This window comes from Accumulibacter sp., assembly GCF_029255145.1.
In the GTDB taxonomy this organism is placed as follows: domain Bacteria; phylum Pseudomonadota; class Gammaproteobacteria; order Burkholderiales; family Rhodocyclaceae; genus Accumulibacter.
On record NZ_JAPUVQ010000096.1, the window covers coordinates 1 to 26,730 of the forward strand.

At 64.5% G+C, this 26,730-nt stretch carries 20 protein-coding genes; 12 read left to right on the forward strand and 8 right to left on the reverse strand.

Annotation, left to right across the window (positions count from 1 at the left end):
• The 3 genes from Q1L50_RS09365 to Q1L50_RS09375 all read right to left on the reverse strand — a co-directional run.
• Nucleotides 1-3,456, reverse strand: a 3,456-nt coding sequence (locus tag Q1L50_RS09365; protein ID WP_300337822.1) for a DUF4347 domain-containing protein, incomplete at its 3' end; no start/stop codon positions are given.
• 99 nt (nucleotides 3,457-3,555) lie between these two features.
• Complete coding sequence (locus Q1L50_RS09370; protein WP_300337823.1) at nucleotides 3,556-3,930, reverse strand: transposase; 375 nt, start codon at nucleotides 3,928-3,930, stop codon at nucleotides 3,556-3,558.
• A gap of 61 nt (nucleotides 3,931-3,991) precedes the next feature.
• Complete coding sequence (locus Q1L50_RS09375) at nucleotides 3,992-5,839, reverse strand: ABC transporter ATP-binding protein/permease (protein ID WP_300337825.1); 1,848 nt, start codon at nucleotides 5,837-5,839, stop codon at nucleotides 3,992-3,994.
• Between the two features lie 205 nt (nucleotides 5,840-6,044).
• Between Q1L50_RS09375 and Q1L50_RS09380 the strand changes: the two genes are divergently transcribed.
• The 10 genes from Q1L50_RS09380 (at nucleotide 6,045) to Q1L50_RS09425 (ending at nucleotide 19,640) form a co-directional block, all read left to right on the forward strand.
• On the forward strand, nucleotides 6,045-6,845 hold the full coding sequence (locus Q1L50_RS09380; RefSeq protein ID WP_300337826.1) for a TetR/AcrR family transcriptional regulator: 801 nt from the start codon (nucleotides 6,045-6,047) through the stop codon (nucleotides 6,843-6,845).
• On the forward strand, nucleotides 6,842-9,193 hold the full coding sequence (locus tag Q1L50_RS09385; protein WP_300337828.1) for an acyl-CoA dehydrogenase: 2,352 nt from the start codon (nucleotides 6,842-6,844) through the stop codon (nucleotides 9,191-9,193). Before Q1L50_RS09380 ends, Q1L50_RS09385 begins: the two co-directional genes overlap by 4 nt.
• Before the next feature lie 29 nt (nucleotides 9,194-9,222).
• On the forward strand, nucleotides 9,223-10,512 hold the full coding sequence (locus Q1L50_RS09390) for an acetyl-CoA C-acetyltransferase (protein WP_300337829.1): 1,290 nt from the start codon (nucleotides 9,223-9,225) through the stop codon (nucleotides 10,510-10,512).
• A 47-nt stretch (nucleotides 10,513-10,559) separates the two neighbouring features.
• On the forward strand, nucleotides 10,560-12,488 hold the full coding sequence (locus Q1L50_RS09395) for a 3-hydroxyacyl-CoA dehydrogenase NAD-binding domain-containing protein (protein ID WP_300337831.1): 1,929 nt from the start codon (nucleotides 10,560-10,562) through the stop codon (nucleotides 12,486-12,488).
• Nucleotides 12,481-12,879 carry an acyl-CoA thioesterase gene (locus Q1L50_RS09400; RefSeq protein ID WP_300337833.1) on the forward strand — a complete coding sequence of 133 codons (399 nt, stop codon included), beginning with the start codon at nucleotides 12,481-12,483 and terminating at the stop codon, nucleotides 12,877-12,879. Before Q1L50_RS09395 ends, Q1L50_RS09400 begins: the two co-directional genes overlap by 8 nt.
• Before the next feature lie 120 nt (nucleotides 12,880-12,999).
• On the forward strand, nucleotides 13,000-14,292 hold the full coding sequence (locus Q1L50_RS09405; protein ID WP_300337835.1) for an outer membrane protein transport protein: 1,293 nt from the start codon (nucleotides 13,000-13,002) through the stop codon (nucleotides 14,290-14,292).
• Between the two features lie 217 nt (nucleotides 14,293-14,509).
• Complete coding sequence (locus Q1L50_RS09410; protein ID WP_300337837.1) at nucleotides 14,510-16,903, forward strand: 3-hydroxyacyl-CoA dehydrogenase/enoyl-CoA hydratase family protein; 2,394 nt, start codon at nucleotides 14,510-14,512, stop codon at nucleotides 16,901-16,903.
• A 28-nt stretch (nucleotides 16,904-16,931) separates the two neighbouring features.
• On the forward strand, nucleotides 16,932-18,134 hold the full coding sequence (locus Q1L50_RS09415; protein ID WP_300337838.1) for an acetyl-CoA C-acyltransferase: 1,203 nt from the start codon (nucleotides 16,932-16,934) through the stop codon (nucleotides 18,132-18,134).
• Between the two features lie 92 nt (nucleotides 18,135-18,226).
• On the forward strand, nucleotides 18,227-18,853 hold the full coding sequence (locus Q1L50_RS09420; protein WP_300337840.1) for a DUF2802 domain-containing protein: 627 nt from the start codon (nucleotides 18,227-18,229) through the stop codon (nucleotides 18,851-18,853).
• Nucleotides 18,854-18,869: 16 nt separating this feature from the next.
• Entirely contained in the window at nucleotides 18,870-19,640 is a 771-nt protein-coding gene (locus Q1L50_RS09425; RefSeq protein ID WP_300337842.1) for an SPOR domain-containing protein, read from the forward strand.
• A gap of 6 nt (nucleotides 19,641-19,646) precedes the next feature.
• Here Q1L50_RS09425 and Q1L50_RS09430 read toward each other — a convergent pair whose 3' ends face one another.
• Nucleotides 19,647-19,985, reverse strand: a complete 339-nt coding sequence (locus tag Q1L50_RS09430) for a tetratricopeptide repeat protein (protein WP_300337844.1) — start codon at nucleotides 19,983-19,985, stop codon at nucleotides 19,647-19,649.
• 60 nt (nucleotides 19,986-20,045) lie between these two features.
• Here Q1L50_RS09430 and Q1L50_RS09435 point away from each other — a divergent pair, with 60 nt between their 5' ends.
• Nucleotides 20,046-20,429 (forward strand): RidA family protein, encoded by a 384-nt coding sequence (locus tag Q1L50_RS09435; protein ID WP_300337846.1) that lies wholly within the window; start codon nucleotides 20,046-20,048, stop codon nucleotides 20,427-20,429.
• Nucleotides 20,429-22,483 carry an ATP-dependent DNA helicase RecG gene (recG, locus tag Q1L50_RS09440; protein ID WP_300337848.1) on the forward strand — a complete coding sequence of 685 codons (2,055 nt, stop codon included), beginning with the start codon at nucleotides 20,429-20,431 and terminating at the stop codon, nucleotides 22,481-22,483. Before Q1L50_RS09435 ends, recG begins: the two co-directional genes overlap by 1 nt.
• Before the next feature lie 85 nt (nucleotides 22,484-22,568).
• On the opposite strand, the gene Q1L50_RS09445 is transcribed toward recG, so the two are convergent.
• From Q1L50_RS09445 to Q1L50_RS09460, 4 genes are all read right to left on the reverse strand, one after another.
• On the reverse strand, nucleotides 22,569-24,206 hold the full coding sequence (locus Q1L50_RS09445; RefSeq protein ID WP_300337849.1) for a methyl-accepting chemotaxis protein: 1,638 nt from the start codon (nucleotides 24,204-24,206) through the stop codon (nucleotides 22,569-22,571).
• Nucleotides 24,207-24,571: 365 nt separating this feature from the next.
• Nucleotides 24,572-25,198, reverse strand: a complete 627-nt coding sequence (locus tag Q1L50_RS09450; protein WP_300337851.1) for a class I SAM-dependent methyltransferase — start codon at nucleotides 25,196-25,198, stop codon at nucleotides 24,572-24,574.
• Nucleotides 25,199-25,783, reverse strand: a complete 585-nt coding sequence (locus Q1L50_RS09455) for a hypothetical protein (protein ID WP_300337852.1) — start codon at nucleotides 25,781-25,783, stop codon at nucleotides 25,199-25,201.
• The gene (locus Q1L50_RS09460; protein ID WP_300337854.1) at nucleotides 25,780-26,727 is read right to left on the reverse strand and encodes an alpha/beta fold hydrolase; all 948 of its coding nucleotides are present in this window, start codon (nucleotides 26,725-26,727) and stop codon (nucleotides 25,780-25,782) included. The genes Q1L50_RS09455 and Q1L50_RS09460 overlap by 4 nt, the downstream gene beginning before the upstream one ends.
• Nucleotides 26,728-26,730 lie beyond the last annotated feature (3 nt).

Here is a 26,730-nt window from a genome sequence, read left to right on the forward strand (position 1 = left end):
GCCGCTGCCCAACGTGCCGCTGGCGAACTCCACGCCGGTCCAGGTGCCGCCTGCGCCCTGGCCGGTGCCGAGGTCGATCGTGATGTCCTCGGTCGCCGCGCTGAGGTCGACGTTGACCGTGTCGAAGCCGGTCCCGCCGGCGATGATGTCGCCCAAGCCGACATTGTTGAACGTGTCGTCGCCGGCACCGCCGTCCAGCAGATCGATGCCGCCGCCGCCATCCAGAACATCAGCGCCTGCGCCCCCGAACAGCCCGTCGAAGCCATCGCCGGTGGTCAGACTGTCGTTGCCGGTGCCGGCGATGACAAACAAACTCTCGACCCCGACGAAGCTCACGCTGTCAGCGCCGCTGGAGAACGTGCGCGTGCTGCCGCTCGTCGAGGTACTGATTCCACCGGCCCAGCCGGTCAGGTTCACAACCGCGGTGTCGTCGCCGCCAAGCCCGTCAAAGGTCTCCGCGCCACCCGTGGGCTCGATCCAGACCAGGTTGCCGTTTTCCGTGAATACGCCGTTGGTGCCCGCAAGGTCGTCGTCGATGATCGAAAATGTACTCTGCGCCAGGTATTCACTGGCCGCTTGAGCGGGTGACGACTGGACGATCAAGCCGAAGGTTTCAGGCCTTTCCTTGCTGCCATCGTCGTTGATGTCGATGTTCACGACGAAGTAGCTCTGCCCAGCCGCGAAAGTGACCGGCACGTTCAGCCAGTAGTCATAGTCACCGTTGTTGGCCGAACCTTGATTGACAGTCGTGCTGATGTAAACGGTTTCCGCCTGGCTGGTCGTCAGTCGCGCCACCAGGAACGAGATCGATCCGCCATCTTCGTCTCTGAGCTGAGATGCCGGCGAAATCGACCAACTGCCCGGTTCGCTGCGCACGGGCACGAGTTCATCGGGTGCGCCCGGCGAGGCGCTGGCAGGATCAAGCAGCTGTGCGATCGGCGTGCCGGGTGCGACGCCGTACAGAAAAGCGAGCGGTGTCCAGCCAAAGGCGCTGCCACCGCCGTCGGCGTCAACGTCCAGACGCGTCCGAACCTCTCCACCGACGGAAACCTGCGTCAACTTCACCAGTTTGTCGTAGGGTTCTCCGTTTCCCCCGGCGTAGGCGGTGCCGACGATGGCCGAGAGATCGATGCGGTCGCCCTCGGCAGGATCGAAGCTACCGGTGTTGCCCTGGTTGAAGTCGTGGATCTCTTCCAGGACATTCGGGTTGATCGGAAGCGCGTTGAGGTCGAACTGAAACGTGTCGGCTCCCGGACCGCCAAACAGGACATCGACGCCCGTGCCGCCATTGAGCAGGTCAGATCCACCGTCGCCATAGAGGGTGTCTCGATCAGCGTCACCGTACAGGGTGTCGTTATCGGCCTCGCCCTTGAGGGTGTCCAGGCCTGGACCACCGTGAACCTCGTCAGCGTCATCGCCAGCGTAGACCAGGTCGTCGCCCGCCCGGCCACGTATGTGGTCGTCGCCAGCCTCTCCGTACATGGTGTCCTTGCCGATGCTGCCGACGATCGTGTCGCTTGCCGTAGTGCCGTTGTTCAGCAGCGGAATGCCAAGGGCACTTCGGGAGAAGGACTGGCTGTCCCAGTAGGCGCCTTCCGAAGGCGTAACACTAACAATGTCGGCGAGAACGTACCGGCCGGTAGCCGCAAACCACTTTTCCACGACGACGCTGCTGGTTTGCGACGTTGAGCCGTTGGTGATGGTGAACACCAGCGAATCGCTGGTGTCGCCGATTTCCTCGATCGCCACGGTGCCCAAGAGTTTGAACACCAAGGTATCGGCGGACTCGTTGGCGGGTCCGCCGATAGTCACATTCAGCCCATAGTCCTTGATAACGTAAGTGTCCGAGCCAAGGCCACCGTTCATCGTCAAAACGCTGGGCACTGACGCCACCAGGATGTCGTTGCCGCCAAAACCTTGGGCGTTGGCGATATCGACAATGAGATCGTTGGTGCTTGTACCAAGGCTCACTTGGGGAAGTAGCGGATCAAGACCCGCGTAACCGATCTGCGATAGTGCTCCAATCAACGGCGAGTCGGTCAGGGCGCGGAGAAGGCTCTCCCGATAGCCCTTGATGGCATGCAGATCTAACCCGAGAACGGCGGAAGCGGGCCCGACAAATGACTCGTACCGGTCGTGGACATCCCCGTTCACCCCGATCGCCACCAGCGTGCCAAGCTCGTCACCACGGGTAATACCCGGAGAGCCCAGCGAGGCCACGGGGTCATCCAGACCGATGTATTTGTGCTCGAATTGAAAAAGGCGCTGTTTGTACGCGGACAGGTCGCCGAGCGCCATGTTGAGCTCGAAGGTGTCCTGAAGGAGGAGCAGGTTTGGTGGATCGATCGAAATGCTCGGCGCGCCGAAGGTGGCACCATAGAGGTGCTGCTGCAGCCAGGCGCGATCCGACACCGCAATCCGGTCGTCCGCCTGCAGCGGTGGCGTCGGCACCATTGGGGAGAAGGGGGAGAGCGGTGACCAGATGTCCAGGCCGTCGTCCGAGTACATGTCGAGCATGGCGATCTGAGCGGCAGCGCCACCCAGACTATGACCGGTAAGGAAGACCTTGCTGTACTCGTTCTTGTGGGCTACTGCGTCTTGAATCCAGCTTTCGATTGTCGGGCGCAGTACCCGATAATACTCATTGAATCCCCATGCAATAGCGTCGGTGATGATGTCTGCCGTCCCGTTCGTGCCCTCGAATGAGATGACAAGCTCCTTCAGACCGTTCACCGTTCTCTCGGCCCTGAAAGCGTGGGCGTCCACCACGTTAATGCCCAATAGAGGTGTAGAAAGTGTTTGCAGTTCTTGGTCGACCAGAGACCATCCCAATGCACTGACATCGGCCTCCAGCTGGGAGCCGGTCTGGTAGGCCGCGTCCGACAGGCCAGCCAGGCTGGCAAACGTGGACAGATCGTATGGAGCGCTTTGCTTGAAGGTGGCGAGAAGAGCGCCCTGATATGCGCTGGCCATAGCCGGTGCCGCTGCGGTGACCGAACCGACCGATTGCTCCAGGACCCAGTTGCCGCCCCGCGCAGCGGAACCGGTCAAATCGGTACTGGCCGCCACATCGGCTCCAGTCGCCGCCGCCAGTTGCTCGATGAACGCCTGCCCCGTGTCCCCCTGCGCCACGTTGCAGCCATAGAGCAGCAAATCGCCGCTTTCGCTCAGCACGCTGCCGATCTGCGCCAGTGCGACGCCGTAGTCCGGCAAGTTCCAGCGATCGAGCACCGTGTTCCCCAACCAGAGGCTGCCCACCGCGCCATGCGAGAAGATATGGATAGCGTCGAGGCTTGATTCGCCGCCCAGCGCGTCGGCCAGTTGCAGGACACCATCGCTGCCGGCGTCGAGCACGAGGAGTCGCTGATCGGCGCCAACCGCGGCCAACAGTTTCTGAAGTTCGGGCACCGCCGAGTCAAAAACGTAGAGTTCTCTTGTTGTTTGTGTCGTGGCCACGTGCGACTCCTCCTGATGGGGGACCCTGATCGAGGCGGGAATTCCGTGCCGCCGCCGCGACAGGTGTACCCTTGGCTTGTTGTTGGTTATTCATTGTTGTTACAGTGGGTATCGTAGCTCATTGGCCTTCGATGGAGAACCCCTTTCCGCTTCGTCGAGAAAGCCGAAAGATCCTCTTCCGGCCTGCGTGGATCTGTGGGACACGCCCAGGTCGCTGCCCATCTGCAGGGCGGAAATGCCCTTCACGGCGTTGGCAAACAGGATCGCCGCCGCCGGGTACAGGCGCAGCGGCAGCTTGTGGAAGGCGAAAATCGTTCCGGACGTGACCGAGTAATCTTCCCGGCAGCCCGCACAGCGCCAAATCTTGCGGGCCGGGCGGAAGTAATGCCGGTGCGCCATGCCGCAGTGCGGGCAAACCACTTCGATCGAATCCGCTTGGGCCAACGTTCGTTTGATCTGATGTTGTTTTTCCATCCCGTCAGGATGCGGGACCAGCCTCGCAATGTTCAGCACTCATTGCGGGGCAAGGGCAACGCTAGCTCATCGGCAGAGCGAGAGCCGCCGCATCGCTGGCGGGGCTGTCGACGAGAGCTTCTTCCTGCTGCTGCAGCAGCCACATCTGCGCGTAGAGACCCGAAGCTTCGAGCAGTTGCAGGTGCGATCCGCGCTCGACGATGCGGCCGGCGTCCATGACCAGGATCTGGTCGGCATTCATGATCGTCGACAGGCGGTGGGCGATCACCAGCGTCGTGCGGCCGCGTGCGGCGTTGTCGAGGCTGCCCTGGATCGCTTTTTCGGTTTTCGAGTCGAGCGCCGAGGTGGCTTCGTCGAAGATCAGCACCGGCGGGTTCTTGAGCAGCGCGCGGGCGATCGCCACCCGCTGTTTCTCGCCCCCTGAAAGTTTCAGTCCACGTTCGCCGACCCTGGTTTGATAGCCATCGGGAAGCAGTTCGATGAAGCGCGCGAGCTGCGCCGCTGCCGCCGCCGCCAGCACCTCTTCGCGGCTGGCGTCCGGGCGACCATACTGGATGTTGTAGTAGATGCTGTCGTTGAACAGAACCGTATCCTGCGGAACGATGCCGATCGCCGCCCGCAGGCTGGCTTGCGTCAGCTGCCGGAGGTCGCTGCCGTTGACCAGGATGTGGCCGCGGTCGATGTCGTAGAAACGGTAGAGCAGGCGTGCCAGGGTCGATTTTCCCGAGCCGGATTCGCCGACGACGGCGACCGTGCCGCCGGCAGGGATGGTGAAGTCGACCCCGTGCAGGATCTGGCGGTTGGCTTCGTAGGAAAAGTCGACCGCCGAAAAGCGGACGTAGACCGGCCCCGGCGCCAGATCGACAGCGCCGGGCGCATCGGCGATTTCGCGGTTGACCGCCAGCAGGTCGAACATCCGCTCGATGTCGGTCAGCGCCTGCCGGATTTCGCGATAGACCACGCCGAGGAAATTGAGCGGCATGTAGAGCTGGATCAGGAAGGCGTTGACCAGCACCAGATCGCCAATGGTCATCGAGCCGTTAACGACACCGTCCGCTGCCCGCCACATCATCGCCGTCACGCCAAGCGCGATGCACAGCTGCTGGCCAAGGTTGAGCCACGACAGCGACACCCGGCTCCTGGTGGCGGCGTCCTCCCAGTCATGCATGCGCTGGTCGTAACGCCTGGCTTCGTACTCCTCGTTGTTGAAATACTTGACCGTTTCGTAGTTGATCAGGCTGTCGATGGCGCGGGTGTTGGCCGCCGAGTCGGTCTCGTTGACCTTGCGGCGGATGCTGATCCGCCAGTTGCTGACCTTGACGGTGAACACCACGTAGGCGGTCAGCGACGCCAGCGCGATCAGCACGAAGACGCTGTCGTAGCGGGCGAAGAGGATCGCCAGCACCAGCCCGATCTCGATCAGCGTCGGGAGGATCGAGTAGAGGGTGTAGCTGATCAGATTGGAGATCGAGCGGCTGCCACGTTCGATGTCCCGCGAAACGCCGCCGGTCTCGCGATGCAGGTGAAAGCGCAGCGACAGTTCATGCAGGTGACGGAATACCTCGAGCGCAATTCGGCGCACGGCGCGTTGGGTGACGCGGGCAAAGAGGATCTCGCGCAGTTCGGTGAACAGCGCGCTCGAAAAACGCAGCGCCCCGTACAGCAGCAGCAGGAGCGCCGGCAGGGTCAGCGCCTGCTGCGCGCTGTTCAGACCATCGATCATCTCCTTGAACACCAGTGGCACCGCGACGGTGGCCAGTTTGGCGCCGACCAAACACGAAAGCGCCAGAAGTACCCGCCACTTGTACTGCCACAGATACGGAACGAGCTTGTTAACGGTCAGCCAGAGATGCGTGTCGGCCGGCGGGCGCTGGTCGAGGGCGGGGGCGGAAGTGGTCGAACGGCGCATGGGCGTGGTCGGCTGCGGTGGTTTTCGAGCGCACGAGTATGCCTCTCTTGCCGCGCCAGGGAGTGAGGCCGGTCGACAAAGATCCAAAAAAGCCTTGCATTCGCCGCTCTCTGACCCTAACATTAAAACGAACGTTTGAACGAGTTCCGGTATCCGGTGTTGTCCCGGAGTATCCGAATCGCAGCATTCATGGGCCCGCGATCACATGTCCGAGCAGAAGAACAATCATGACACCCGCGAGCGCATCCTCGATGTCGCGGAACGCTTGTTCATGGAGAACGGCTTTGAAGGGACGTCGATGCGCGTGATCACGACTGCGGCCGAAGTCAACCTGGCGGCGGTCAACTATCATTTCGGCTCCAAGGAAGCGCTGCTGTGCGAGGTCTTCCGGAGGCGTCTCGGCTGGTTGAATCAGCAGCGTCTGCACGCCCTCGACGCGCTCGAGGCGCAGGCCGGCGGGGCGCCACTCAAGCCTTCGCTGATCCTCGAAGCGTTTTTCGGCACGCTGCTGCGGATGGGTGAGGATCAGTCGCTGGGCGGGATGACCTTTCTGCGCCTGCTCGGGAGGACGTTGACCGACCCGGCCGAGTTCATTCGCACCTTCTTTGCCAGCGAGTACGCGGAGGTGATCGCCCGCTACAAGCAGGCGCTCTTCCGCGCCCTGCCGGACGTCCCGAAAGCGGAGATCGTCTGGCGTCTGCATTTCATGCTCGGCGCCATGTCGTACGCCATTGCCGGAACCGACGTGCTGCGGGTGGTCACCGGTTGCGAGCTCGGCGACCTCGCGGGTGAAGGCGCTGGCGATCCCGATGGCGACTCGGCCCTGGCCAGGCGTCTTTCACAACGGCTGATGCCTTTCCTGCTCGGCGGTCTGCGGGCTCCATTGTCACCAGGCAGTGCGTCACCGATCGCCGCACCAGAGTCGCCCGGCGAAGGCGGCCCGGAAGCTGAAACCAGAAACCAGAAACCAGAAACCAGAAACCAGAAAGAGGAGAAACAGCCATGATCACGACGATCATTTCGGTGTTCATCGGGCTAAGCCTGGTGAGCCTTGCGCTGCTGTTCAGCGTTCGCCCCCTGCGGCGAGCGCTGATCAGTCGCCGTGTCTTCGGAACCTACAAGCGGATCCTGCCGCAGATGTCCGATACCGAGCGTGAAGCGCTCGAGGCCGGAACGGTGTGGTGGGACGGTGAGCTGTTCCGCGGCAACCCCGACTGGAACAAGTTGCTGGCCTATCCGGTGCCGAGACTGAGTGCCGAAGAGCAGTCGTTCATGGACCACGAGGTCGAGCATGCCTGTTCTCTGGTCGATGACTGGCAGGTTACCAGCGACTTGTACGATCTGCCACCAGAGGCCTGGCAGTACATCAAGGACAAGGGCTTCCTCGGCTTGATCATCCCCAAGCGCTATGGCGGCCTGGAGTTCTCCGCCTACGCGCATTCGCAGATTGTCACCAAGCTGTCGACGCGCTGCTCGGCGCTGTCGGTGTCGGTGATGGTTCCCAATTCGCTGGGTCCGGCCGAACTGCTCCTGCACTACGGAACCGAAGCGCAGAAGAATCACTATCTGCCACGGCTGGCCAAGGGCATCGAGATTCCCGCCTTCGCCCTGACCAGTCCCTGGGCGGGTTCCGACGCCGGATCGATTCCCGACGTCGGGATCGTCTGCAAGGGGCTCTGGCAGGGCAAGGAAGTGGTCGGGATGCGGGTGACCTGGGACAAGCGCTACATCACGCTCGGCCCGGTGTGCACCATCCTCGGGCTGGCTTTTCACATGTATGACCCGGATGGCCTGCTCGGCAGCAGAAAGCACATCGGCATCACCTGTGCACTGGTGCCGCGCGACACGCCGGGAGCCGACATCGGTCGTCGCCATCTACCGCTGAACGCGATGTTCATGAACGGACCGACGCGCGGCAAGGACGTCTTCATGCCTCTCGATTACGTGATCGGCGGCCCGGCGATGGTCGGCCAGGGCTGGCGGATGCTGATGGAGAGTCTGGCCGCCGGGCGCTCGATCTCGCTGCCGTCGTCGAATACCGGCATGGCGCAGCTGACGGCCCGTACCGTCGGCGGCTACGCGCGGGTGCGCAGCCAGTTCAAGATGGCGATCGGGCGCTTCGAGGGGGTTGAAGAGCCGCTGACCCGCATCGGTGCCTACACCTACATGATGGACGCGGTGCGCAAGATGACCGCCGGTGCGATCGATCTCGGCGAAAAGCCGTCGGTGGTTTCGGCGATTGCCAAGTACCACGTCACCGAGCTTGCCCGGAAGGTGGTCAATGACGGGATGGACATCGTCGGCGGCAAGGGGATCTGCCTCGGCCCGTCGAACTTCATCGGCCGTGCGTACCAGCAGTTGCCGATCGGTATCACCGTCGAAGGCGCGAACATCCTGACGCGCAGCATGATCCTCTTTGGCCAGGGCGCCATCCGCTGCCATCCGTACGTCCTCAAGGAGATGCGGTCCGCGTATCACCCGGATGCCGAACAGGGCTTGCGTGATTTCGACGAGGCCTTCTTCGGTCACGCCGCTTACACCATCAAGCACGGTTTCGGCGCGCTCGCCAAGGGGCTCACCGGTTCGCACTTTGTCGCGGTGCCTGAAAACGTGGCGCCGGAAACGCGGCGTTACTATCAGCAGCTGACGCGCTTCTCGTCGGCCTTCGCTTTCCTCGCCGATATTTCGATGCTGACTCTCGGCGGCGAACTGAAGCGTCGCGAAAAGCTCTCGGCGCGCCTGGGCGACATCCTCTCGATGCTCTATCTGTGTTCGGCGACACTCAAGCGCTACGAGTCGGAAGGGCGTCAGCAGGCCGACGCGCCACTGCTGCACTGGGCGATGTGGGACACCATGTATCAGGCGCAGATGGCTTTCGACGGGGTGATCGCCAATTTCCCGGTGCGCTGGATCGGGCGCATGCTTTACCGCATCGTTTTCCCGCTCGGTCACCCGTACGATGTTCCCTCGGACCGGATTGGCCACCAGGTCGCCAAGCTGCTCATCGAACCGTCCGCTTCCCGGGACCGTTTGACCGCCGAAACCTATCTGCCGAAAGTCGCCACGGAAGCGGTCGGCGCCGTCGAACTGGCGCTGCTGGCAACCATCGAAGCCGAACCGATCGAGGCCAGAATCCGTGCGGCGGAAAAAAGTGGCGTGCTCGCCGACAACCCGGAAGCCAATGTGCGCGATCTGGCGCACGCGGCTTTCGCCGCCGGGATCGTTACCGCCGCCGAATACGCAGTACTCAAGCGGCGCAACGAGCTGCGCGACATTGTCATTCGCGTCGACGATTTTCCGCACGACCTGGGCCGTTCGCAGCAACAGCGCGTGATTCACAAGGCGGCCGCGTAGCGGCTGCCAGCACACAGAGAGGAAAGTACGTGGGATTCCAGCCGGTGTATGTGGTCGATGGTGCGAGAACGCCATTTCTCAAGGGGCGCAATGCGCCCGGGCCGTTCGCGGCGAGCGACCTGGCGGTGCAGGCCGGACGCGCGCTGCTGATTCGTCAGCCGTTTGCGCCGACCGACCTCGACGAGGTGATTCTCGGTTGCGCCAGCCCATCGCCCGACGAAGTGAATATCGGTCGGGTGGTCGCGCTGCGACTGGGCTGCGGCCACCGGGTGCCGGGCTGGACGGTGATGCGCAACTGCGCCAGCGGCATGCAGGCGCTCGACTCGGCGATGGCCAACATCCAGAACGGGCGCAGCCAACTGGTCCTGGCCGGCGGCGTCGATGCCCTGTCGCATGCGCCGCTGCTGTACTCGGAGGCGATGGTGCGCTGGTTTGCCCGGATGCTGCAGGCGAAAAGCATCGTTCAGAAGGCCGGCGTCTTCGCCAGGTTGCGACCGGCGCAACTGTTGTCGCCGGTGATCGGGCTGCTGAAAGGGCTGACCGATCCGAATATCGGCCTGCTGATGGGGCAGACCGCCGAAAACCTCGCCTGGCGCTTCGGCATTTCGCGTCACGAGATGGATCAATTCAGCGTCGGCAGCCAGCAGCGCGCGCTCGCCGCGCGCGCTGGCGGGCGCTTCGACGAGATCGTTCCGCTGGTCGACGGTCAGGGCCAGGTCTATGGCGAAGACGACGGTATCCGCGCCGATTCGAGCGTCGCCGGGCTGGGCAAGCTGAAGCCTTTTTTCGATCGTCGCTACGGCCGGGTGACGCCTGGCAACAGCTCGCAGATTACCGACGGCGCGGCGTGGTTGATCCTGGCGTCCGAGGCTGCCGTCGAGCGGTGGCGGCTGCGGCCGCTGGGGAAGATCACCGATAGCCAGTGGGCCGGCCTCGATCCGGCGCAGATGGGCCTCGGCCCGGTTCATGCCACGACGCCGATCCTGCAGCGGCATCGGCTCGGGCTGGAGGATATCGACCTCTGGGAGATCAACGAGGCCTTCGCCGCACAGGTCCTCGGCTGCCTCGCGGCCTGGGAGTCCGACGAGTATTGCCGCACGCAGCTCGAGCTGCCGGCGGCGCTCGGCAGCTTGCCGCGGGCGCGTCTGAACGTCGACGGCGGCGCCGTTGCCATCGGTCACCCGGTCGGTGCTTCAGGTGCGCGCATCGTCCTGCACCTGCTGCACGCGCTGCGTGCCGCCAGGGCCAGGCGCGGCGTGGCGACGATCTGCATCGGTGGCGGCCAGGGCGGCGCAATGCTGGTTGAAACGAGCGAATGATGGCCGCTCACGCCGACGCGAAAATCACGGTAACAGGAGAACGACATATGCACGTCGATGCCACGAGCTACCAGAACTGGCAAGTCGAAGTGGACGCCGCGGGCCTGGCCTGGGTGACCCTGGACAAGGTCGGCGAATCCGCCAACTCGCTGTCCAGCGCGGTGATGAGCGAACTTTCACTGATTCTCGATCGCTTCGACCGCAGCGCGCCGCGCGGGCTGATTTTTCGTTCCGGGAAGTCAGCCGGATTCATCGCCGGCGCCGACATCCAGGAATTTGCCCAGCTCGATACGCCCGAAAAAGGCGTCGAGCTGGTCAGGCGTGGCTGGCAACTCTTCAACCGTCTGGCCGGCGTCACTTATCCGACGCTGGCGCTGGTCCGCGGTCATTGCCTGGGTGGCGGCCTCGAACTGGCGCTGGCGTGTCGCTACCTGCTGGCCGTCGACGAGCCGGCGACCCGGATGGGCCTGCCGGAAGTGCTGCTCGGGATCGTTCCCGGCTGGGGCGGCATGTTGCGGCTGCCGCAACGGATCGGCCCGCAGGCGGCACTGGACCTGATGCTGACCGGCAAGACCGTCGACGCCAGGCGCGCCAGGCAGCTCGGGCTGGCTGACGACTGCGTCCCGCTGCGGGTGATGGACAGCGCCGCGGCGGTGCTGGTGCTGGCCGATCAGCCGCGACGCCAGCCGCCGCTGCTGCAGCGTCTGCTCAACGGCCCGCTGCGGCGGCTGGCCGCGCGGGCGGCGAGAAAACAGGTCGCCAAGCGTGCGCGCGTCGAGCACTATCCGGCGCCCTACGCGATCATCGACATCTGGGAGAAGCACCAGGGCGATGCGCTGGCGGCACCCGAACTGATCGACCGCATCGTGCGTTCGCCGACTGCTCGCAACCTGGTGCGCGTGTTCTTCATGCAGGAGCGTCTCAAGGGCTTCGGCAAGGGCAGCGCCTGGCAGGCGCAGCGCGTTCACGTCGTCGGCGCCGGGGTGATGGGTGGCGACATTGCTGCCTGGTGTGCGCTGCGTGGGCTGACGGTCACCTTGCAGGATCAGGGAATCGAACGTATCGCGCCGGCGCTGCAGCGCGCCTACGCGGCCTACCGCCAGCGGATCAAGGACCCGCGCGAACTGCGCAACGCCATGGACCGCCTGATTCCGGACCCCGCGGGGCACGGCGCCAGGAGTGCCGACGTGGTGATCGAGGCAATTTTCGAAAACCTCGACGCCAAGCGCGCGCTGCTCTGCCAGCTCGACACGGTGATCAGGCCCGATGCGATCCTGGCGACCAATACCTCCAGCCTCAGGATCGAGGATCTGCACGGCGTGCTCGGCAATCCGGCGCGCTTGGTCGGGATTCACTTCTTCAACCCGGTGGCCAGGATGCCCTTGGTCGAAGTCGTCGCGGCCGAGGGCGCCGACCCGGAGATGCTGCGTCGCGCCACGGCCTTTGTCAAACAGATCGACCGTCTGCCGCTGCCGGTGGCCAGTGCGCCAGGCTTCCTGGTCAACGCGGTCCTCGGACCTTACATGCTGGAAGCGATGCGGGCGGTCGACGAGGGGCTGGCGCCGGAGACAGTGGACGAGGCGATGCTGGCCTTCGGCATGCCGATGGGGCCGATCGAACTGGTGGACATGGTCGGGCTCGACGTGGCGATGGCTGCCGGCAGGAGCCTCGCTGGTGGTGACGCCGAACCGCCGAAGTGTCTGCGCGAGCGCTTCGCTGCCGGCCATCTGGGCAAGAAGAGCGGCAAGGGCTTCTACGACTACCGCAAAGGCAAGCCGGCCAAGGGCGCTGCAGGATCGGTGCCGGCCGGGCTGGCCGCGCGCCTGGTCAAGCCGCTGCTCGATCGCACGCAGCAACTGGTCAGCGACGGGGTCGTCGCCGACGCCGAACTGGCCGACGCCGGCGTCATTTTCGGGACCGGCTTCGCGCCGTTTACCGGCGGGCCGCTCAATTACCTCAGGAGTCAGAATGCCTGACGAGATGACCCGACTGCCCGACAAGCAACCGGTTCTGCGGGTAATGCCGATGCCGGCCGATGTCAATCCCCAGGGCGACGTCTTCGGGGGCTGGATCATGGCGCAGGTCGACGTCGCCGGAGCCATACCGGCGATGCATCTGGCGCGCGGCAGAGTGACCACCGTGGCGGTCAACTCCTTCCAGTTCAAGCAAGCGGTATCGGTTGGCGATGTGGTGAGTTTCTTTGCCGAAGTCGTCGAAACGGGACGGACCTCGATCAAGGTCAAGGTTGAGGTCTACGCCGAACGCAACCCGACCCGGCCGATCACCGTGAAAGTCACCGAAGCCGAGCTCACTTATGTTGCAATTAACCAACATGGTGAGAAACAGTTGTTGCCAATTGGCCATTGACTGAAGATTCTTTTGACGAGCGGTCTTAGGATGAGCGTGTAAACCATTATTTCGGTGCGGCCAAAGAACCACACCTTCGTCACGTTCTAGGGGGAGTTCACAATGTCACAGCAGATTTCGATGAGGTTGATTCCAGCGTTGTTGCTGGTGGCGTTTTCGGGAACAGCGGCGGCGTCCGGTTTCCAGTTGCTGGAGCAGGGCAGCGGCCTGGGCAATGCCTACGCCGGTTCGGCGGCCAAGGCCAACGATGCCAGCACGATCTTCTGGAATCCGGCGGGAATGACCCAACTGCAGGCTCGCGAGGTTTCCGGCGGCCTGACGGCGGTGCGGCCGAGCTTCAAGTTCAACAACGACGGTTCCAAGGTTGGCGTCTTTGGCGCTGCGGGGGACGGCGGCGACGCCGGTGACTGGGCGTTTATCCCCAATGGTTATATCTCCTGGGCGGTGAACAAGGATCTCTACGTGGGTCTGGGTATTGGCGGGCCATTCGGTAATGCCACCAAGTACGACAAGCCGTGGAAGGGCAGTGCCCAATCGAACGAGTTCGACATCAAGACGATCAACATCAACCCTTCGATCGCCTACCGGGTCAACGAGCAGGTATCTCTGGGTGCCGGCTTCAGCTGGCAGAAGATCGAGGCCGATTACTATCGGCAGGTGGGGATCTTCCCGGGCCTGGCCGGCGTGAAGAGCCACATGAGCATCAGTGACGACGCCTGGGGCTGGAACGTGGGCGCATTGTTCACGCTGTCACCAGCGACCAAGGTCGGGCTGTCGTATCGCTCCACGATTCAATATCATACGGATGGCAAGGTCAGCTTGACCGCTGATGGTTCGCCGGCGTCTGTTCCTACGGCAGGTGCCCTGATCGCCGGCGGCGGTGCGAGCGACGTGAAGGCGGACCTGAAAGTGCCGGATACCTTCATTCTGAGCGTGACGCAGCAATTGAGCGACCGCTGGGAAATGCTCGGAGACGTGTCCTGGACCGGCTGGAGTTCGATCCAGGACGTGGACATCATTCGCACTTCCGGAAAACTCTATGGCCAGCCTGCGCAGATCCTGCACGCGGATTTCGACGACACCTGGCGGGTTGCCCTGGGCGCCAACTACAAGTACACGGATGCGATCAAGTTCATGTTCGGGATCGCCTACGACCAGACGCCGGTCAAAAATGCGAGCACGCGTCTGACTTCTCTGCCGGACAACGATCGCACGTGGTTCACCGTCGGTACGCAGTGGAAGCCGGCAAAGGAACAGACTCTTGAACTGGGTCTGGCCTACCTCTATATCCCGAAGACGAACATCAACCAGAATGAAAGCAGCGTCAATCCGCTGACCAATCGTGGCACGGTTACCGGTAGCTATGATTCCAGTGTCTGGATTCTCGGTGCGCAGTACTCCATGGCCTTCTGAAGGCTGCACGCTTCGCAGAAAAGCCCCGCTGCCGGGGCTTTTTTTTCGCCCCGACCTCGCCAAGCCAGTGCCTTCGCAAGCTAAAGTTCCGGTGCCTGCTTGACGAAGATCACCAGTACGGTATAATTCAAACGTTCGTTTGAACACCTTCGTGCGCTAGTGCTGCTACGGTGCTCCGGGCGAGCGCAAGCGACTCAACCCATACAAGGAGGATAGCTTGAGCAACTTCATAGTACGCAAGGCCGCGGTACTCGGGGCGGGCGTGATGGGCGCGCAGATCGCCGCGCACCTCGCCAACGCCGAAGTGCCGGTGGTGCTTTTCGACCTGCCAGCCAAGGATGGCGAGGCCAACGGAATCGTCAACCGGGCCATCGAAGCGCTCCGGAAGTTTGAGCCGTCGCCGCTGGCCAGCAAGGACCGCGTGAACTACATCGACGCGGCCAATTACTCGCAGCACCTCGACCAGTTGCGGGGTTGCGACCTGATCATCGAGGCAATTGCCGAGAAGACCGAGTGGAAAGACGATCTCTATCGGCAGATCGCGCCATTCGTCTCGGCCGACGCGATCATCGCCTCGAACACCTCGGGCCTGTCGATCAACCGCTTGTCGGAAGCGCTGCCCGAGGCGCTGCGTCCGCGCTTCTGCGGCATTCATTTCTTCAATCCGCCGCGCTACATGCACCTCGTCGAACTGATCGCGACGCGGCGAACCGATCCCGCACTGCTCGACAATCTCGAATCCTGGCTGGTCTCGCGTCTCGGCAAGGGAATCGTCCGCGCGCTCGACACGCCGAACTTCGTCGCCAACCGCGTCGGCGTCTTCTCGATGCTCGCCGTGATGCATCATACCCAGCGCCTGGGGCTTGGCTTCGACGTCGTCGACGCGCTTACCGGGCCGATCATCGGCCGCCCGAAGAGTGCCACCTATCGTACCGCCGACGTGGTCGGCCTCGATACCCTGGCGCACGTCATAAAGACCATGCAGGATACCCTGCCCGACGATCCCTGGCATGCCTATTACGCCGTCCCGGGATGGCTGGCGGCGCTGATCGGAAAGGGTGCGCTGGGGCAGAAGACGCGCTGCGGCATTTTCAGGAAAGACGGCCGGGCGATCAAGGTCCTCGACCTCGCTGCGCAGGACTACCGTGAGAGCGCCGCCGACATCGACCCGAGCGTACTGGCGATCCTCAAGAACCGCGATCCGGCCGGGAAGTTCGCGCAGCTGCGCGCCAGTGACCATCCGCAGGCGCAGTTCCTGTGGTCGATCTTCCGCGATATCTTTCACTACGCCGCTTTTCACCTCGCCGAGATTGCCGCCAACGCCCGCGATCTCGACTTTGCCATGCGCTGGGGCTTCGGCTGGGCGCAGGGTCCGTTCGAGAGCTGGCAGGCGGCGGGTTGGCAGGAGATTGCCGAGGCGGTCAAGGCCGACGTCGACGGCGGTCGGGCGATGAGCCGGGCAGCGCTGCCGGCGTGGGTCTTCGGCCAGGTCGCACAAGCCGGCGCCGGCGTCCACACCCCGCAGGGATCGTACTCGGCGAGCGCCGACGCTTATCAGCCACGCTCGGCCTTGCCCGTCTATCAGCGACAGGTCTTTCCCGAGCGGGTATTGAGTGAGCAGGCGGTCGTCGGCAGCACGGTGTGGGAAAACGAAGGTGTGCGTTTGTGGACCTTGCCGCAGCTCGATGACGGCGTCGCCATCGTCAGCATCAAGACCAGAAACCATACCCTGGGCCGCGATGTGATCGTCGGCCTGCAGCAAGCGATTGCCCGCGCCGAGGCCGAGTACTGTGCGCTGGTGCTGTGGCACGAAGCGCCGTTCGCCTTTGGCGCCAACCTCAAGGAAGTCACCGAAGCGATCGCTGCTGGCCAGTTCGACCTCCTGGAACAATACGTTGCCGAGTTCCAGAACACCTCGATGGCGCTGAAGTACGCCAAGGTGCCGGTGGTCGCCGCAGTGCAGGGCATGGCGCTGGGCGGCGGCTGCGAGTTCCTGATGCACGCCGCCAAACGGGTGATCGCGCTCGAGAGCTACATCGGCCTGGTCGAAGCCGGCGTCGGTCTGATCCCGGCGGGTGGCGGCTGCAAGGAGTTCGCCATCCGTGCCGCGCAGCACGCGGCGAAGACCGCCGGCAACGACCCCTTCGAGTTCATTCAGCCGGTTTTCATGACCATCGCCATGGCGACGGTTTCGAAAAGCGGCGCGCAGGCCAGGGAACTCGGTTTCGCGGTCGACTCGGACAAGATCGTGTTCAACGCCAACGAACTGCTCTACGTGGCTCTGCGCGAGGCGCGCGGTATGGCCGAGGCCGGTTACTACCCGCGCTTGTCGCCTCGCCGGATTAAGGTGGCCGGCCGTACCGGTATCGCCAACTGCGAAATGATGCTGGCCAACATGAAGGAAGGCGGGATGATTTCGGCGCACGACTATGCGGTGGCCAGGGCGGCGGCAACGGCCCTCTGTGGCGGCGATGTCGAGACCGGATCGCTGGTCGACGAGCAGTGGCTGTTGAGTGTCGAACGGCAGCTTTTCGTCGAACTGCTGAAGAACGAGAAAACGCAGCAGCGTATCCGGCACACGCTGGAAACCGGCAAGCCTCTACGTAACTGAGCCATTGAGCGAGCAAGGAGAACCGAACATGAGCAAACAGATTCAGGAGGCGTACATTGTTGCAGCCACGCGGCTGCCGGTCGGCCGGCGCAAGGGCATGCTCGGACACGTTCGTCCGGATGACATGCTGGCGCACGCCATCGCTTCGGTAATGGCGCAGGCGCCGGCGATCGACCCGGCGCTGGTCGAGGACGTGATCGTCGGTTGCGCGATGCCCGAAGCCGAGCAGGGGATGAACGTGGCGCGTATCGGCCTGCTGCTGGCCGGCCTGCCGAACACCGTCCCGGGGGTCACGATCAACCGCTTCTGCGCTTCCGGCGTGCAGGCGGTGGCGATGGCGGCCGACCGCGTCCGCCTTGGTGAAGCGGAGGTGATGATCGCCGCCGGCACCGAAACGATGTCGCTGATGAACCAGATCATGGGCAACAAGATTGCCCTCAACCCGGCCATCTTCGAGAAGGAGGAGAACTACTCGATCGCTTTCGGGATGGGACTTACCGCCGAGAAGGTCGCTGCGCAGTGGAAAATATCGCGCGAGGACCAGGACGCCTTCGCCGTCGCTTCGCACCAGAAGGCCTGTGCGGCGATTGCTGCCGGTCATTTCAAGGCCGAGATTTCACCGTACGCGGTCACCGCACGCCTGCCGAACCTGCAGACTGGCGACGTGCAGGTCAGGCAGTACCTGGCCGAGACCGACGAGGGGCCGCGTGCCGACAGCAGCAGCGAGCGCCTTGCCCGCTTGCGGCCGGTGTTCGCCGCGCGTGGTTCGGTGACCGCCGGCAACAGCTCGCAGATGTCGGACGGGGCAGCGGCGGTGCTGGTCGTTTCGGAAAAGATCCTCAAACAGTTCAACTTGCGTCCGCTGGCGCGCTTCGCCGGTTTCGCGGTGGCCGGCGTCGCTCCCGAGATCATGGGTATCGGCCCGGTCGAGGCCATTCCCCGCGTGCTCAGACAGGCCGGCATTCGGCAGGACGAGGTGGACTGGTTCGAGCTGAACGAGGCCTTCGCCGCGCAGGCACTGGCTGTAGTGCGCACGCTTGATCTCGATCCGGCCAAGGTCAATCCGCTCGGTGGCGCGATCGCGCTCGGCCACCCGCTTGGCGCGACCGGTGCGGTCAGGACCGCGACGCTGGTGCACGGGCTGCAGCGAACCCGTCAGCGATACGGCATGGTGACCATGTGCATCGGTACCGGGATGGGCGCGGCAGGGCTGTTCGAAGCGCTGCTGTAGCAACCGGTCGCTCCGCCGGCGCGCACGATGGCCATTGAGGCGGAACAAGTGTCTGGCATAATGTCCGGCAAACACGGTCATTGAGGCGCGCCATGGATCTCGAGCTACTGGGCAGTCTGGGTTGGCGCGAAGCCTTGATCGCGATCATCGTCCTGCTGGTCGCCTATATCATCGTGATTTTTCTGCGGATGAGGCGCCTGCAGGGCGAGTTGCGCGGCGCCGCGGTGCCGCCACTGGCCGTACAGTCGGCGCTGGCCGCTTACGGCGGCATCCAGGAAGCGGAGTCAGCGGCGGAGGTGGCCGCCCAGCCTCCGGCCGCCGCGGCCGGGTCGGCCGCCCCTGTCGTTCCGGAAACGCCGGTAGCCGAAGCCGAGTTGCCTTCACTAGTCGAATCCGCCCGGCCGGCCTTCGCCTGGAACGAGCCGCCGCCGGAGATCCCGGGGCAGGCGCTGATCGATGCCCTCCAACGCGATGTCTATCAGTTGCGTTGCGAGCTCGATGAGTTGCGCGGCAACCTGCAGACCGCTCGCGAGGACTTCCGACACCAGTTGGCGCAGGTCTCCGGGTCGCCGCCAGCCGCTACACCGCTGTACAACGACGCGATGCAGATGGCGGCCCAGGGCCAGGACGCCGGCACCATCGCGCGCCACTGCGGTATAGCGCGCGCCGAGGCCGACCTGGTGGTGGCGCTGGTGCGCAATCGCAACGATGGTCCTTAGCTGAGGGGCGCGGGCGATGGCGACGCAACAGGGAAGCCGCAACAGCCCGGCGGTCGGTGCCAGACCGGCGCCGCTACCGCTGGCGGCTGCCGGCGCTGCGGGAGAAGGGCCAGCCGATCTCAAGCGCTCGCTGCTCAGACGGATGGGTCTGGCCGGGCTGATGATCGTGGCGCTCCTCGGGGCGCTGGCGCTGTTTGATTACGCCAACGCGCCCGATGACTCGCCGAGCACGGGACAGCAGTTTACCGAGCCGGTGCCGGTCAGGAAGAAGGAATCGGTAGAGCCGGTGACGGTGGCCGACGCCCCCGCGGACGCTTCGGCTGATGCTCGCGCCGTCGTTCCCGCCGTTGATCGCCCTGCGGCTGCTTCCGTTACCCCGCCACCCGCCAACACTGCAGCGGCGCCGGCAGCGAGCGGCAAGACGGGGCCGCCCGGCGAGCCGCCGCCGGGTCCGGAGGTGGCCGCCAGACCGGCGCTGCCGCCCCCCGCCAGGCATCCGGTCGAGTCCTCCGCGGCTGCGGCCGCAAGCCAGCCGGCAGCCGGCCAGTTCCCGGGCGCGCCACCGCTGACCGCGGGCTATGTCCTGCAATCCGGGATGTTTGCCGATCCGGGTCGAGCCGAGGAGTGGCAGGCGAGGCTGGCGCAAGAGGGAATACCGTCGACCATCGAAGCACGTTTGCAGATCGGGCCTTTCGCGAGTCGCACGGAGGCTGAGGCGGCGCGTCGGAAAATGAACAGGCTCGGCCTCGAGACGCCCGGCAGTGTACGCAGGAGCGGTAAACCGTAGCGCGTCTCAGGCGTCGGTCGCCGGCAGCTGGCGGTGGAGACGCCGGGCGAAAACGGTCATTTCCTTGGCCGCCTGGAGGTCGCCCTTGCCTTCGGCGACGACGATTCCCTGTTGAAAGGCGGCCAGGGCTTCGGCGGGGCGAGCGGCCTCGCTCAGGGCCTTGCCTAGGAGCTTCCAGGCGGCGGAATAGGTCGGGTCGCGTTCGACCGCCTCGCGCAAGCGGGTCACCGCCGGTTCGAAATCGCCGGCCTTGAAATGCTCGTTGCCCAGTGAATAGCGCAGCAATGCGCCGTCGCGCGGGCCACCGAGCAGCTTTTCGAGATTGGCGATGATCGCGGTGGTCATTTAATATCTCCGCTGTCAAGTTTCAGACTGTCAACCCGACCCATTGTAGAGGACAGCACCATGACCAGAACGATCATTTCAACAACCCAGGCGCCATCGGCCATCGGTACCTACTCGCAGGCCGTAAGGGTCGGCGATACGGTATACCTCTCGGGGCAGATCGGCCTGGACCCGGCCAGCATGAACCTCCTCGACGGGGTCGATGCACAGATCGTTCGTGTTTTCGACAACCTCAAAGCGGTGGCAGAAGCCGCCGGGGGGTCGCTGGCCGACGTCGTCAAACTCAATGTCTTTCTCACCGATCTGGCTAACTTCGTGAAGGTCAATGAGGTGATGAAGAGTTATTTTTCGGAGCCGTTCCCGGCTCGCGCGGCGGTCGGTGTCGCGTCGCTGCCGCGCAACGCGCTGGTTGAGGCCGACGCGGTGATGGTGATCGGCGGCTGATGCCGGTAGCGGACGAGATCGATGTCCCACCCGTACTCCGGAGTCGGCTGCGCAAGCTTGGTCTGGAGCGGCGTGACGATCTCGTCCTGCATCTGCCCTTGCGCTACGAGGACGAGACGCAGCTGGTAGCGATCGGCGACGCGCCCATCGGCGTGCCGCTGCAGGTCGAAGTGCTGGTGCGCGAGGTTTCAGTCAGACGCGCCCCGCGTCGCCAGTTGCTGGTGCAGGTCAGCGACGCGGGTGTTGCCGAAGGCAATCGTCTGTTGCTTCGTTTCCTGAGATTTTACAGCAGCCAGCAACGGGCGCTCGAGGTCGCCCGCGACCATCAGCTGCGGCTGCGCGTCTTCGGCGAGATCCGCAACGGTCTTGGCGGTCCGGAGATGGTTCATCCGCGCTACCGGGTGCTGGGCGACGACCAGGCGCTGCCAGCGTCGCTGACCCCGGTCTATCCGACCACCGCCGGGTTGGCGCAGAGCGCGCTGCGCAAATTGATCGCCCGGGCGATCTGTACGGCGGATCTGGCCGAGTGGCTGGACGCCGCCTGGTGCAGCAGCCACGCGCTGCCATCGTTCGCGGCGGCGGTGCGCTTCCTGCATGCGCCACCGCCCGAGGCCTCGGCCGTGGCGCTGCTAAGCCGTCGGCATCCAGCCTGGCGGCGAGTCAAGTTCGACGAGCTGCTGGCCCAGCAGCTGTCGCTGCGCCGCGCCTACCTGGCGCGTCGGCGCAAGGGGGCGCCGGTCCTGCTCGCCAGCGGCCGCCTGGCAAAGGGGCTGCAGGCCGCGCTTCCCTTTGCCCTGACCGGTGCACAGCGGCGCGTCGCGGCCGAGATCGCAGCCGACCTCGCGCAACCCTATCCGATGCAGCGCCTGCTGCAGGGCGATGTCGGTTGCGGCAAGACGATCGTCGCTGCACTGGCGGTCTGTCAGGCCATCGAGGCGGGTTACCAGGCCGCGTTCATGGCGCCCACCGAGATCCTGGCCGAGCAGCACCACCTCAGGCTGCGGGCCTGGTTCGCGCCGCTCGGGGTCGAGGTGCTTTGCCTGTCGGGCCGGCTCGGGGCCGGCGCCAGGCGGAAGCTGCAGCGGCAGGCGGCGGGCACGGCGCAACTGGTCGTCGGTACCCATGCCTTGATTCAGGAAGAGGTTGGTTTCACCCGTCTCGGGCTGGTCATTGTCGACGAGCAGCATCGCTTCGGAGTGGTACAGCGCCTTGACTTGCGGCGCAAGGGAGCCAATCCGCACCAGTTGATGATGTCTGCGACACCGATTCCACGGACCGTGGCGATGAGTTATTACGCCGATCTCGATGTTTCGGTGATCGACGAATTGCCGGCCGGCCGATCGCCGGTTCGAACCAGGCTGTTCTCCGACAGCCGCCGCGAAGAGGTGGTCGCCGCGGTACGCGCGGTCGTTGCCGAGGGCCGGCAGGCTTACTGGGTCTGCCCCCTGATCGAGGAGTCGGCGAAGCTAGAACTGCAGGCGGCACTGGAATCCTGGGCCGCGCTGAGCAGCGAACTCGCGGACTTGCGTATCGGCCTGGTGCACGGACGTTTGCGTGGCCAGGAGAAAGCGGCGGTGATGGCCGCGTTCGTCGCTGGCGAGATCGACGTGCTGGTCGCGACGACGGTCATCGAGGTCGGTGTCGACGTTCCCAATGCCAGCCTGATGGTCATCGAACACGCTGAGCGCTTCGGCCTGGCGCAGCTTCACCAGCTACGCGGACGTGTCGGACGTGGCGCGCATCACTCGGCGTGCGTGCTGCTCTACCAGCAGCCCCTGTCGTCAATGGCGCGCGCGCGCCTGAAGATCATTTTCGAACAGACCGACGGTTTTGAAATCGCGCGTCGCGATCTTCAACTGCGCGGCCCCGGCGAGCTGGTCGGCAGCCGTCAGTCCGGCATGCCACTGCTGCGCTACGCCGACCTGGAAGTCGACGGCGATCTGGTCGACCTCGCCCAGCAGATGGCGGCGCAGCTGCTGCGCGACGATCCCGGGCGCGTCGCAGGCCATCTCCGGCGCTGGCAGGGGTGCCAGGAGGAATTGCTGAAAGTCTGAAGCGGCCGGGCCGGCGAAGCGACCACGGCAGATCGTCTGGCCGCGCTGGCCGCTGCCGGCTCGGGGCCCGGATCGGCAGCGGGTCTCAGACCCGGAAATAGGCGACTGTCTCGCGCAGCTTGCCGGCGAGGTTGCTGAGCGCGACCGCCGAGTTGGCGTTGCCTTGCATCGTCGCATTCGTCTCCTCGGTCATCGACGCGATGTTCTGGACATGGCGTGCAATGTCGTTGGCCACAGTCGCCTGCTCGCGGGTGGCCGTCGCCACACCTTGCACGCGTTCGCTCGACTCCCGTGCCTGACTGTGGATCGATTCGAGCATGTTGCTGGCTTCGCGCGCCTTGTCTAGGCTTCGGCTGACCTGCGGTGCGGCCTCGTCCATGGCGCCGACGGCCAGTTCCGTATCGGCCTGAACGCTGACCACCATGGTGCTGATTTCTCCGGTCGCCTTGCTGGTCCGTTCGGCGAGCTTGCGGACTTCGTCGGCAACCACCGCGAAACCGCGACCTTGCTCGCCGGCGCGTGCCGCTTCGATTGCCGCGTTCAGCGCCAGCAGGTTGGTCTGCTCGGCGATCTCCTTGATCACGCCGGCGATGCCGCCAATCTCTCTTGAGCGCGTCGCCAGCTGGCGAATCTGCCCGGATGAGCGGGCAACGATTTCGGCTACCTTTTCGATCTCGTTTGCCGAAGCGCTGACCAGTGCGCGACCTTGCTCGGCGCAGGTCGCCGCGGCGCTGGAATTCTTCCCGGTCGCGTCGGCGCTCTGCGCCACCTCGTTGATGCTCACCGTCAGTTCCTCGATCGAGGCGGCCGTCGCCGAAGTCGAGTTGGCCTGTTCCTCGGCGGCGCGGCGGGTTTCGTCGGTGGCCACGGAGATCTCGCCGGCGCTGTTGGCAAGTGCTGCGGCCAGCTGGCCGATCTCGGAAATGATGCTGCGCAGACGCTCCTGCATCTGGCCGATCGAATGCATCACGCTGCCATGGGCGAGCCTGTCGGCGTTCATTTGCTGGCCAAGATCGCCGCTGGCGATGCGCAGGGCGATCGCCGACGCCTCGGCCGGTTCGCCGCCCAGTTGGCGCAGGACGCTGCGACCGATCCACATCGAGACGCCGACCAGGATTGCGATGACCAGGACGACGATGATCAGCGCGTTGATCGCTTCGTGCTGGAATACCCGGTCGACGTCATCAAGATAGATGCCGGTGCCCAGCACCAGACCCCACGGTTTGAACTGCGCGGCATAGCTGAGCTTCGGAACCGGCTTGTCGCTGCCCGGTTTGGCGAAGGAATAGTCGACGACGCCACCCATCTCGCTGGCCAGCGCCACGCGTACCAGTTCCTGCACGAACAGTTTGCCGCTGGGATCGCGCAGGTCGGCAGCGCTCTTGCCTTCCAGTGCCGGCTTGGCGGCGTGCATCACGAAGTGGTGCTGCTTGTCGAGAATGAAGAAATACTCGCCGTCGCCGTAGCGCATCTGACGAACGGCCTCGACCGCCTGCTTTTTCGCTTCGTCGTCACTCAGCGCGCCGCTCTTGGCGAGGCTGTGGTAGTTGTTGATGACGCCGCTGGCGGCCTCGACCAGCACCTGGATTTTGTCCCGGCGGTCCGCAAGGAGGTTTTCGCGCAGGTTGTTGAGTGAGTAGAAGCCGAGCCCGACCAGGCCCAGGACGGCGACCAGCAGCACGATGACGAAGCGGGTCTTGATACTCCACTGGCTGAGATTCATTGCAGTTCTCCGGTTGAGGCCGCCGTGCTGGCGGTTGTCGCAGTTGATTCTCACCACGGCTTGGCGGGCTGGTGCAGCCGGATTCTGCCTGTCCTGGCAAGCGGCGTCCAATAAAGCGGCGGGCCGATCGCTGCCGGGCCGAGCGAGAAGACGCTGATGTCGCCTTGGTTCGCCGGCGGAAGCGTGAACACCACCGTCAAGCGAGCAGGGCTTCGCGCGTCGTATCCGGATGGCGGCCGACGTCTTGCCGCCGCACGCTTGCAGCCGAAGCGGTCAATTGAACCGACGTCACACCAAGATCAACGGCTGCTGCACGCGAAACTTGAGGCCCTGTTGCAGGAATCCTGCGGTCCGGCCCAAGTCACTCACGGCTTGCGGGCAACCAGACCAATCAGTGCCGAACGGCCGTGGTGTCCGGAGCCCTCGGCGATCTCGTCCTCGTACTCGACGAGTTCCTCGATTTCCCAGTCGGCAAAGGCGGCGCGAAGGGTGTCCTGCGTGTACAGGTTTTCAAGCGACGAAGGTCCTCCGGTACGATAGTCGAGCTGCTTCGGGGTGTATCCCTGCAGCAGGATTCGTCCGCCGCTGCGGGTCAGCCGCTTCATCGTCGCGAATTGTCTGCTTCTGTCCTCGGCACCGACGAACTGGATGAAAATGCCGATGACCCAATCGAAGGCCTGGTCGAAGTGTGCTGGCGGCCAGTCGACCGCCAGCATGTCGGCTTCGATGAAACGTACCTGGGCCTCCCGGCCGGCCGCCAGTCGCCGGGCCTTGTCCACGGCGACCGAGGAAATCTCGACCGCCGTGACGTCCAAGCCCTGCTCGGCAAGCCACACCGAATTCCTGCCCTCGCCGTCGGCGACCGCCAGCGCCCTCCGGCCGCTCTCCAGCAGCGCTGCCCGATGCGCCAGGAAACGGTTGGGCTCAATGCCGAACAGATAGTGCTCACCGGCATCCCGGTAGCGAGTGGTCCACATGTCTTCCTGATTCATTCAAAGGACCTCCGCGGTGATCGACGCGGTCCTGAGATTGCGGGTGTCAGCGTCGGCGGACAACCGCGCAATCCGGGGGTGCGGCGCGTCCGTTGGCCGCCACCCGGCCAGACCGCGAGCGGGGTGGCGACCGAAGTCGCCGCGCCGGCGCATTACTCTTGCGGAACGTCGATATAGTGCGCGGCGAGAGTGCGCGGCGAGCCACTCGCGGTCCAGTTGCCAGCGTACATCGTCGATACCCGGTTGCGACAGGACGATTGATCGCGCTTCGGCCTGTACTTCGCCAAGCAAGGTCTGAACGGCGATAAAAGCCGGGTCATTGGCGTTCATGGTATCAATTTCGGGATAGAGGACGGCCAGTGCCTTGAACGCCGGTACCTCAACATTGCGCGGGGTACTGATGAACGCGGTTTTTCCGTCAACCTTCATGACCCGGAACTGGTAGGGGTAGCTCTTCAGCTTTGCGCTCCCCTGCGTTTCGATGACGTCGGTGAGTTGCCGGGACCGGGAATCCGGTGCGCGGATAAACCAGTCCAGGCCGACGAGAAATACGACGGCCACGATCACCCAATAGCTTCTTTTCATTGTCCCGCTCCTCGTCGCTTCGCCGCTATGCGGCGCTGCTGCGGATCGCCCGCCGCTGGCATGACGGCGTCCAGAAACCCGATCACCTCGCCGATGCGGTGGTCCATCTCAGCGTACTGGTCGTGGCTGCCGGGGATCAGCAGCAAGCGTACCCGTTGATCGCGACGCCTGGCGTAAATTTCCTGCGCTTCGCGGACCGGCACCGTTTCGTCTTCGCTGCCATGCACCAGCAGGACCGGGCAGTTGACTTCGCGGATGCTGCGGCAAGGCGCCAGTTCGTCGAAGCGATGACCGATAACGCGCTGGACGTAGTAGAGGATGTAGGCGCCGAGCGGCCAGTAGGGAATGCGTTTCGACCTCAGCCAGCGGCGCATCATTGTTGCCGGATGGGAAAAAGCGGCCAGGGTCACGACGGCGGCCAGATCGTTTCGGCGCGCGGCGAGCAGCAGCGCGGCAGCGGCGCCGACGGAATGACCGATGACGCCAACGCGGCTGGCATCGACTCCTGGCAGCGCGCGCAGCCAGTCGACCGCGTGCTCCAGGTCTTCAGCAAAGCGCGGCAGGGACGAAAAAGTGTCGCCGTCGCTGCGGCCGTGATTGCGCGCATCGAAGAACAGCAGCGCGTAGCCGGCGGCATGCAAGGGCTTGGCGAGCGGCAACATCATTTCGGCGTTGCCGCCCCAACCATGGATGATCGCCAGTGCCGGCGCGCCTTCGCCGGCCGGGACGAACCAGCCGAACAGGGCCTTGCCACAGCCGCCGGGAATCGCCACTTCGCGCCACGGCACCCCATCCGGCACACCCCGCTCAGGAACCCGCGGCGCGGCCAGGCTGCGGCGAATCAGCCAATTGGCGACGATCGCAACGGCCGTTATGACGACCAGCAGGAGGACGATCAGGGTGGCCGCCAGCGGCATCGGAGCAATGGCACTCAGCTCAGGCATGCC

Bases quoted from the DNA above. Each gene is read 5' to 3' on its own strand.
- Q1L50_RS09445 (WP_300337849.1), bottom strand. From the start codon at position 24,206: ATGAATCTCAGCCAGTGGAGTATCAAGACCCGCTTCGTCATCGTGCTG.
- Q1L50_RS09455 (WP_300337852.1), bottom strand. From the start codon at position 25,783: ATGAAAAGAAGCTATTGGGTGATCGTGGCCGTCGTATTTCTCGTCGGC.
- Q1L50_RS09370 (WP_300337823.1), bottom strand. From the start codon at position 3,930: ATGGAAAAACAACATCAGATCAAACGAACGTTGGCCCAAGCGGATTCG.
- Q1L50_RS09375 (WP_300337825.1), bottom strand. From the start codon at position 5,839: ATGCGCCGTTCGACCACTTCCGCCCCCGCCCTCGACCAGCGCCCGCCG.
- recG (WP_300337848.1), top strand. From the start codon at position 20,429: ATGCCGGTAGCGGACGAGATCGATGTCCCACCCGTACTCCGGAGTCGG.
- Q1L50_RS09395 (WP_300337831.1), top strand. From the start codon at position 10,560: ATGCACGTCGATGCCACGAGCTACCAGAACTGGCAAGTCGAAGTGGAC.
- Q1L50_RS09435 (WP_300337846.1), top strand. From the start codon at position 20,046: ATGACCAGAACGATCATTTCAACAACCCAGGCGCCATCGGCCATCGGT.
- Q1L50_RS09415 (WP_300337838.1), top strand. From the start codon at position 16,932: ATGAGCAAACAGATTCAGGAGGCGTACATTGTTGCAGCCACGCGGCTG.
- Q1L50_RS09420 (WP_300337840.1), top strand. From the start codon at position 18,227: ATGGATCTCGAGCTACTGGGCAGTCTGGGTTGGCGCGAAGCCTTGATC.
- Q1L50_RS09400 (WP_300337833.1), top strand. From the start codon at position 12,481: ATGCCTGACGAGATGACCCGACTGCCCGACAAGCAACCGGTTCTGCGG.
- Q1L50_RS09380 (WP_300337826.1), top strand. From the start codon at position 6,045: ATGTCCGAGCAGAAGAACAATCATGACACCCGCGAGCGCATCCTCGAT.
- Q1L50_RS09385 (WP_300337828.1), top strand. From the start codon at position 6,842: ATGATCACGACGATCATTTCGGTGTTCATCGGGCTAAGCCTGGTGAGC.
- Q1L50_RS09430 (WP_300337844.1), bottom strand. From the start codon at position 19,985: ATGACCACCGCGATCATCGCCAATCTCGAAAAGCTGCTCGGTGGCCCG.
- Q1L50_RS09460 (WP_300337854.1), bottom strand. From the start codon at position 26,727: ATGCCTGAGCTGAGTGCCATTGCTCCGATGCCGCTGGCGGCCACCCTG.
- Q1L50_RS09450 (WP_300337851.1), bottom strand. From the start codon at position 25,198: ATGAATCAGGAAGACATGTGGACCACTCGCTACCGGGATGCCGGTGAG.
- Q1L50_RS09405 (WP_300337835.1), top strand. From the start codon at position 13,000: ATGAGGTTGATTCCAGCGTTGTTGCTGGTGGCGTTTTCGGGAACAGCG.
- Q1L50_RS09425 (WP_300337842.1), top strand. From the start codon at position 18,870: ATGGCGACGCAACAGGGAAGCCGCAACAGCCCGGCGGTCGGTGCCAGA.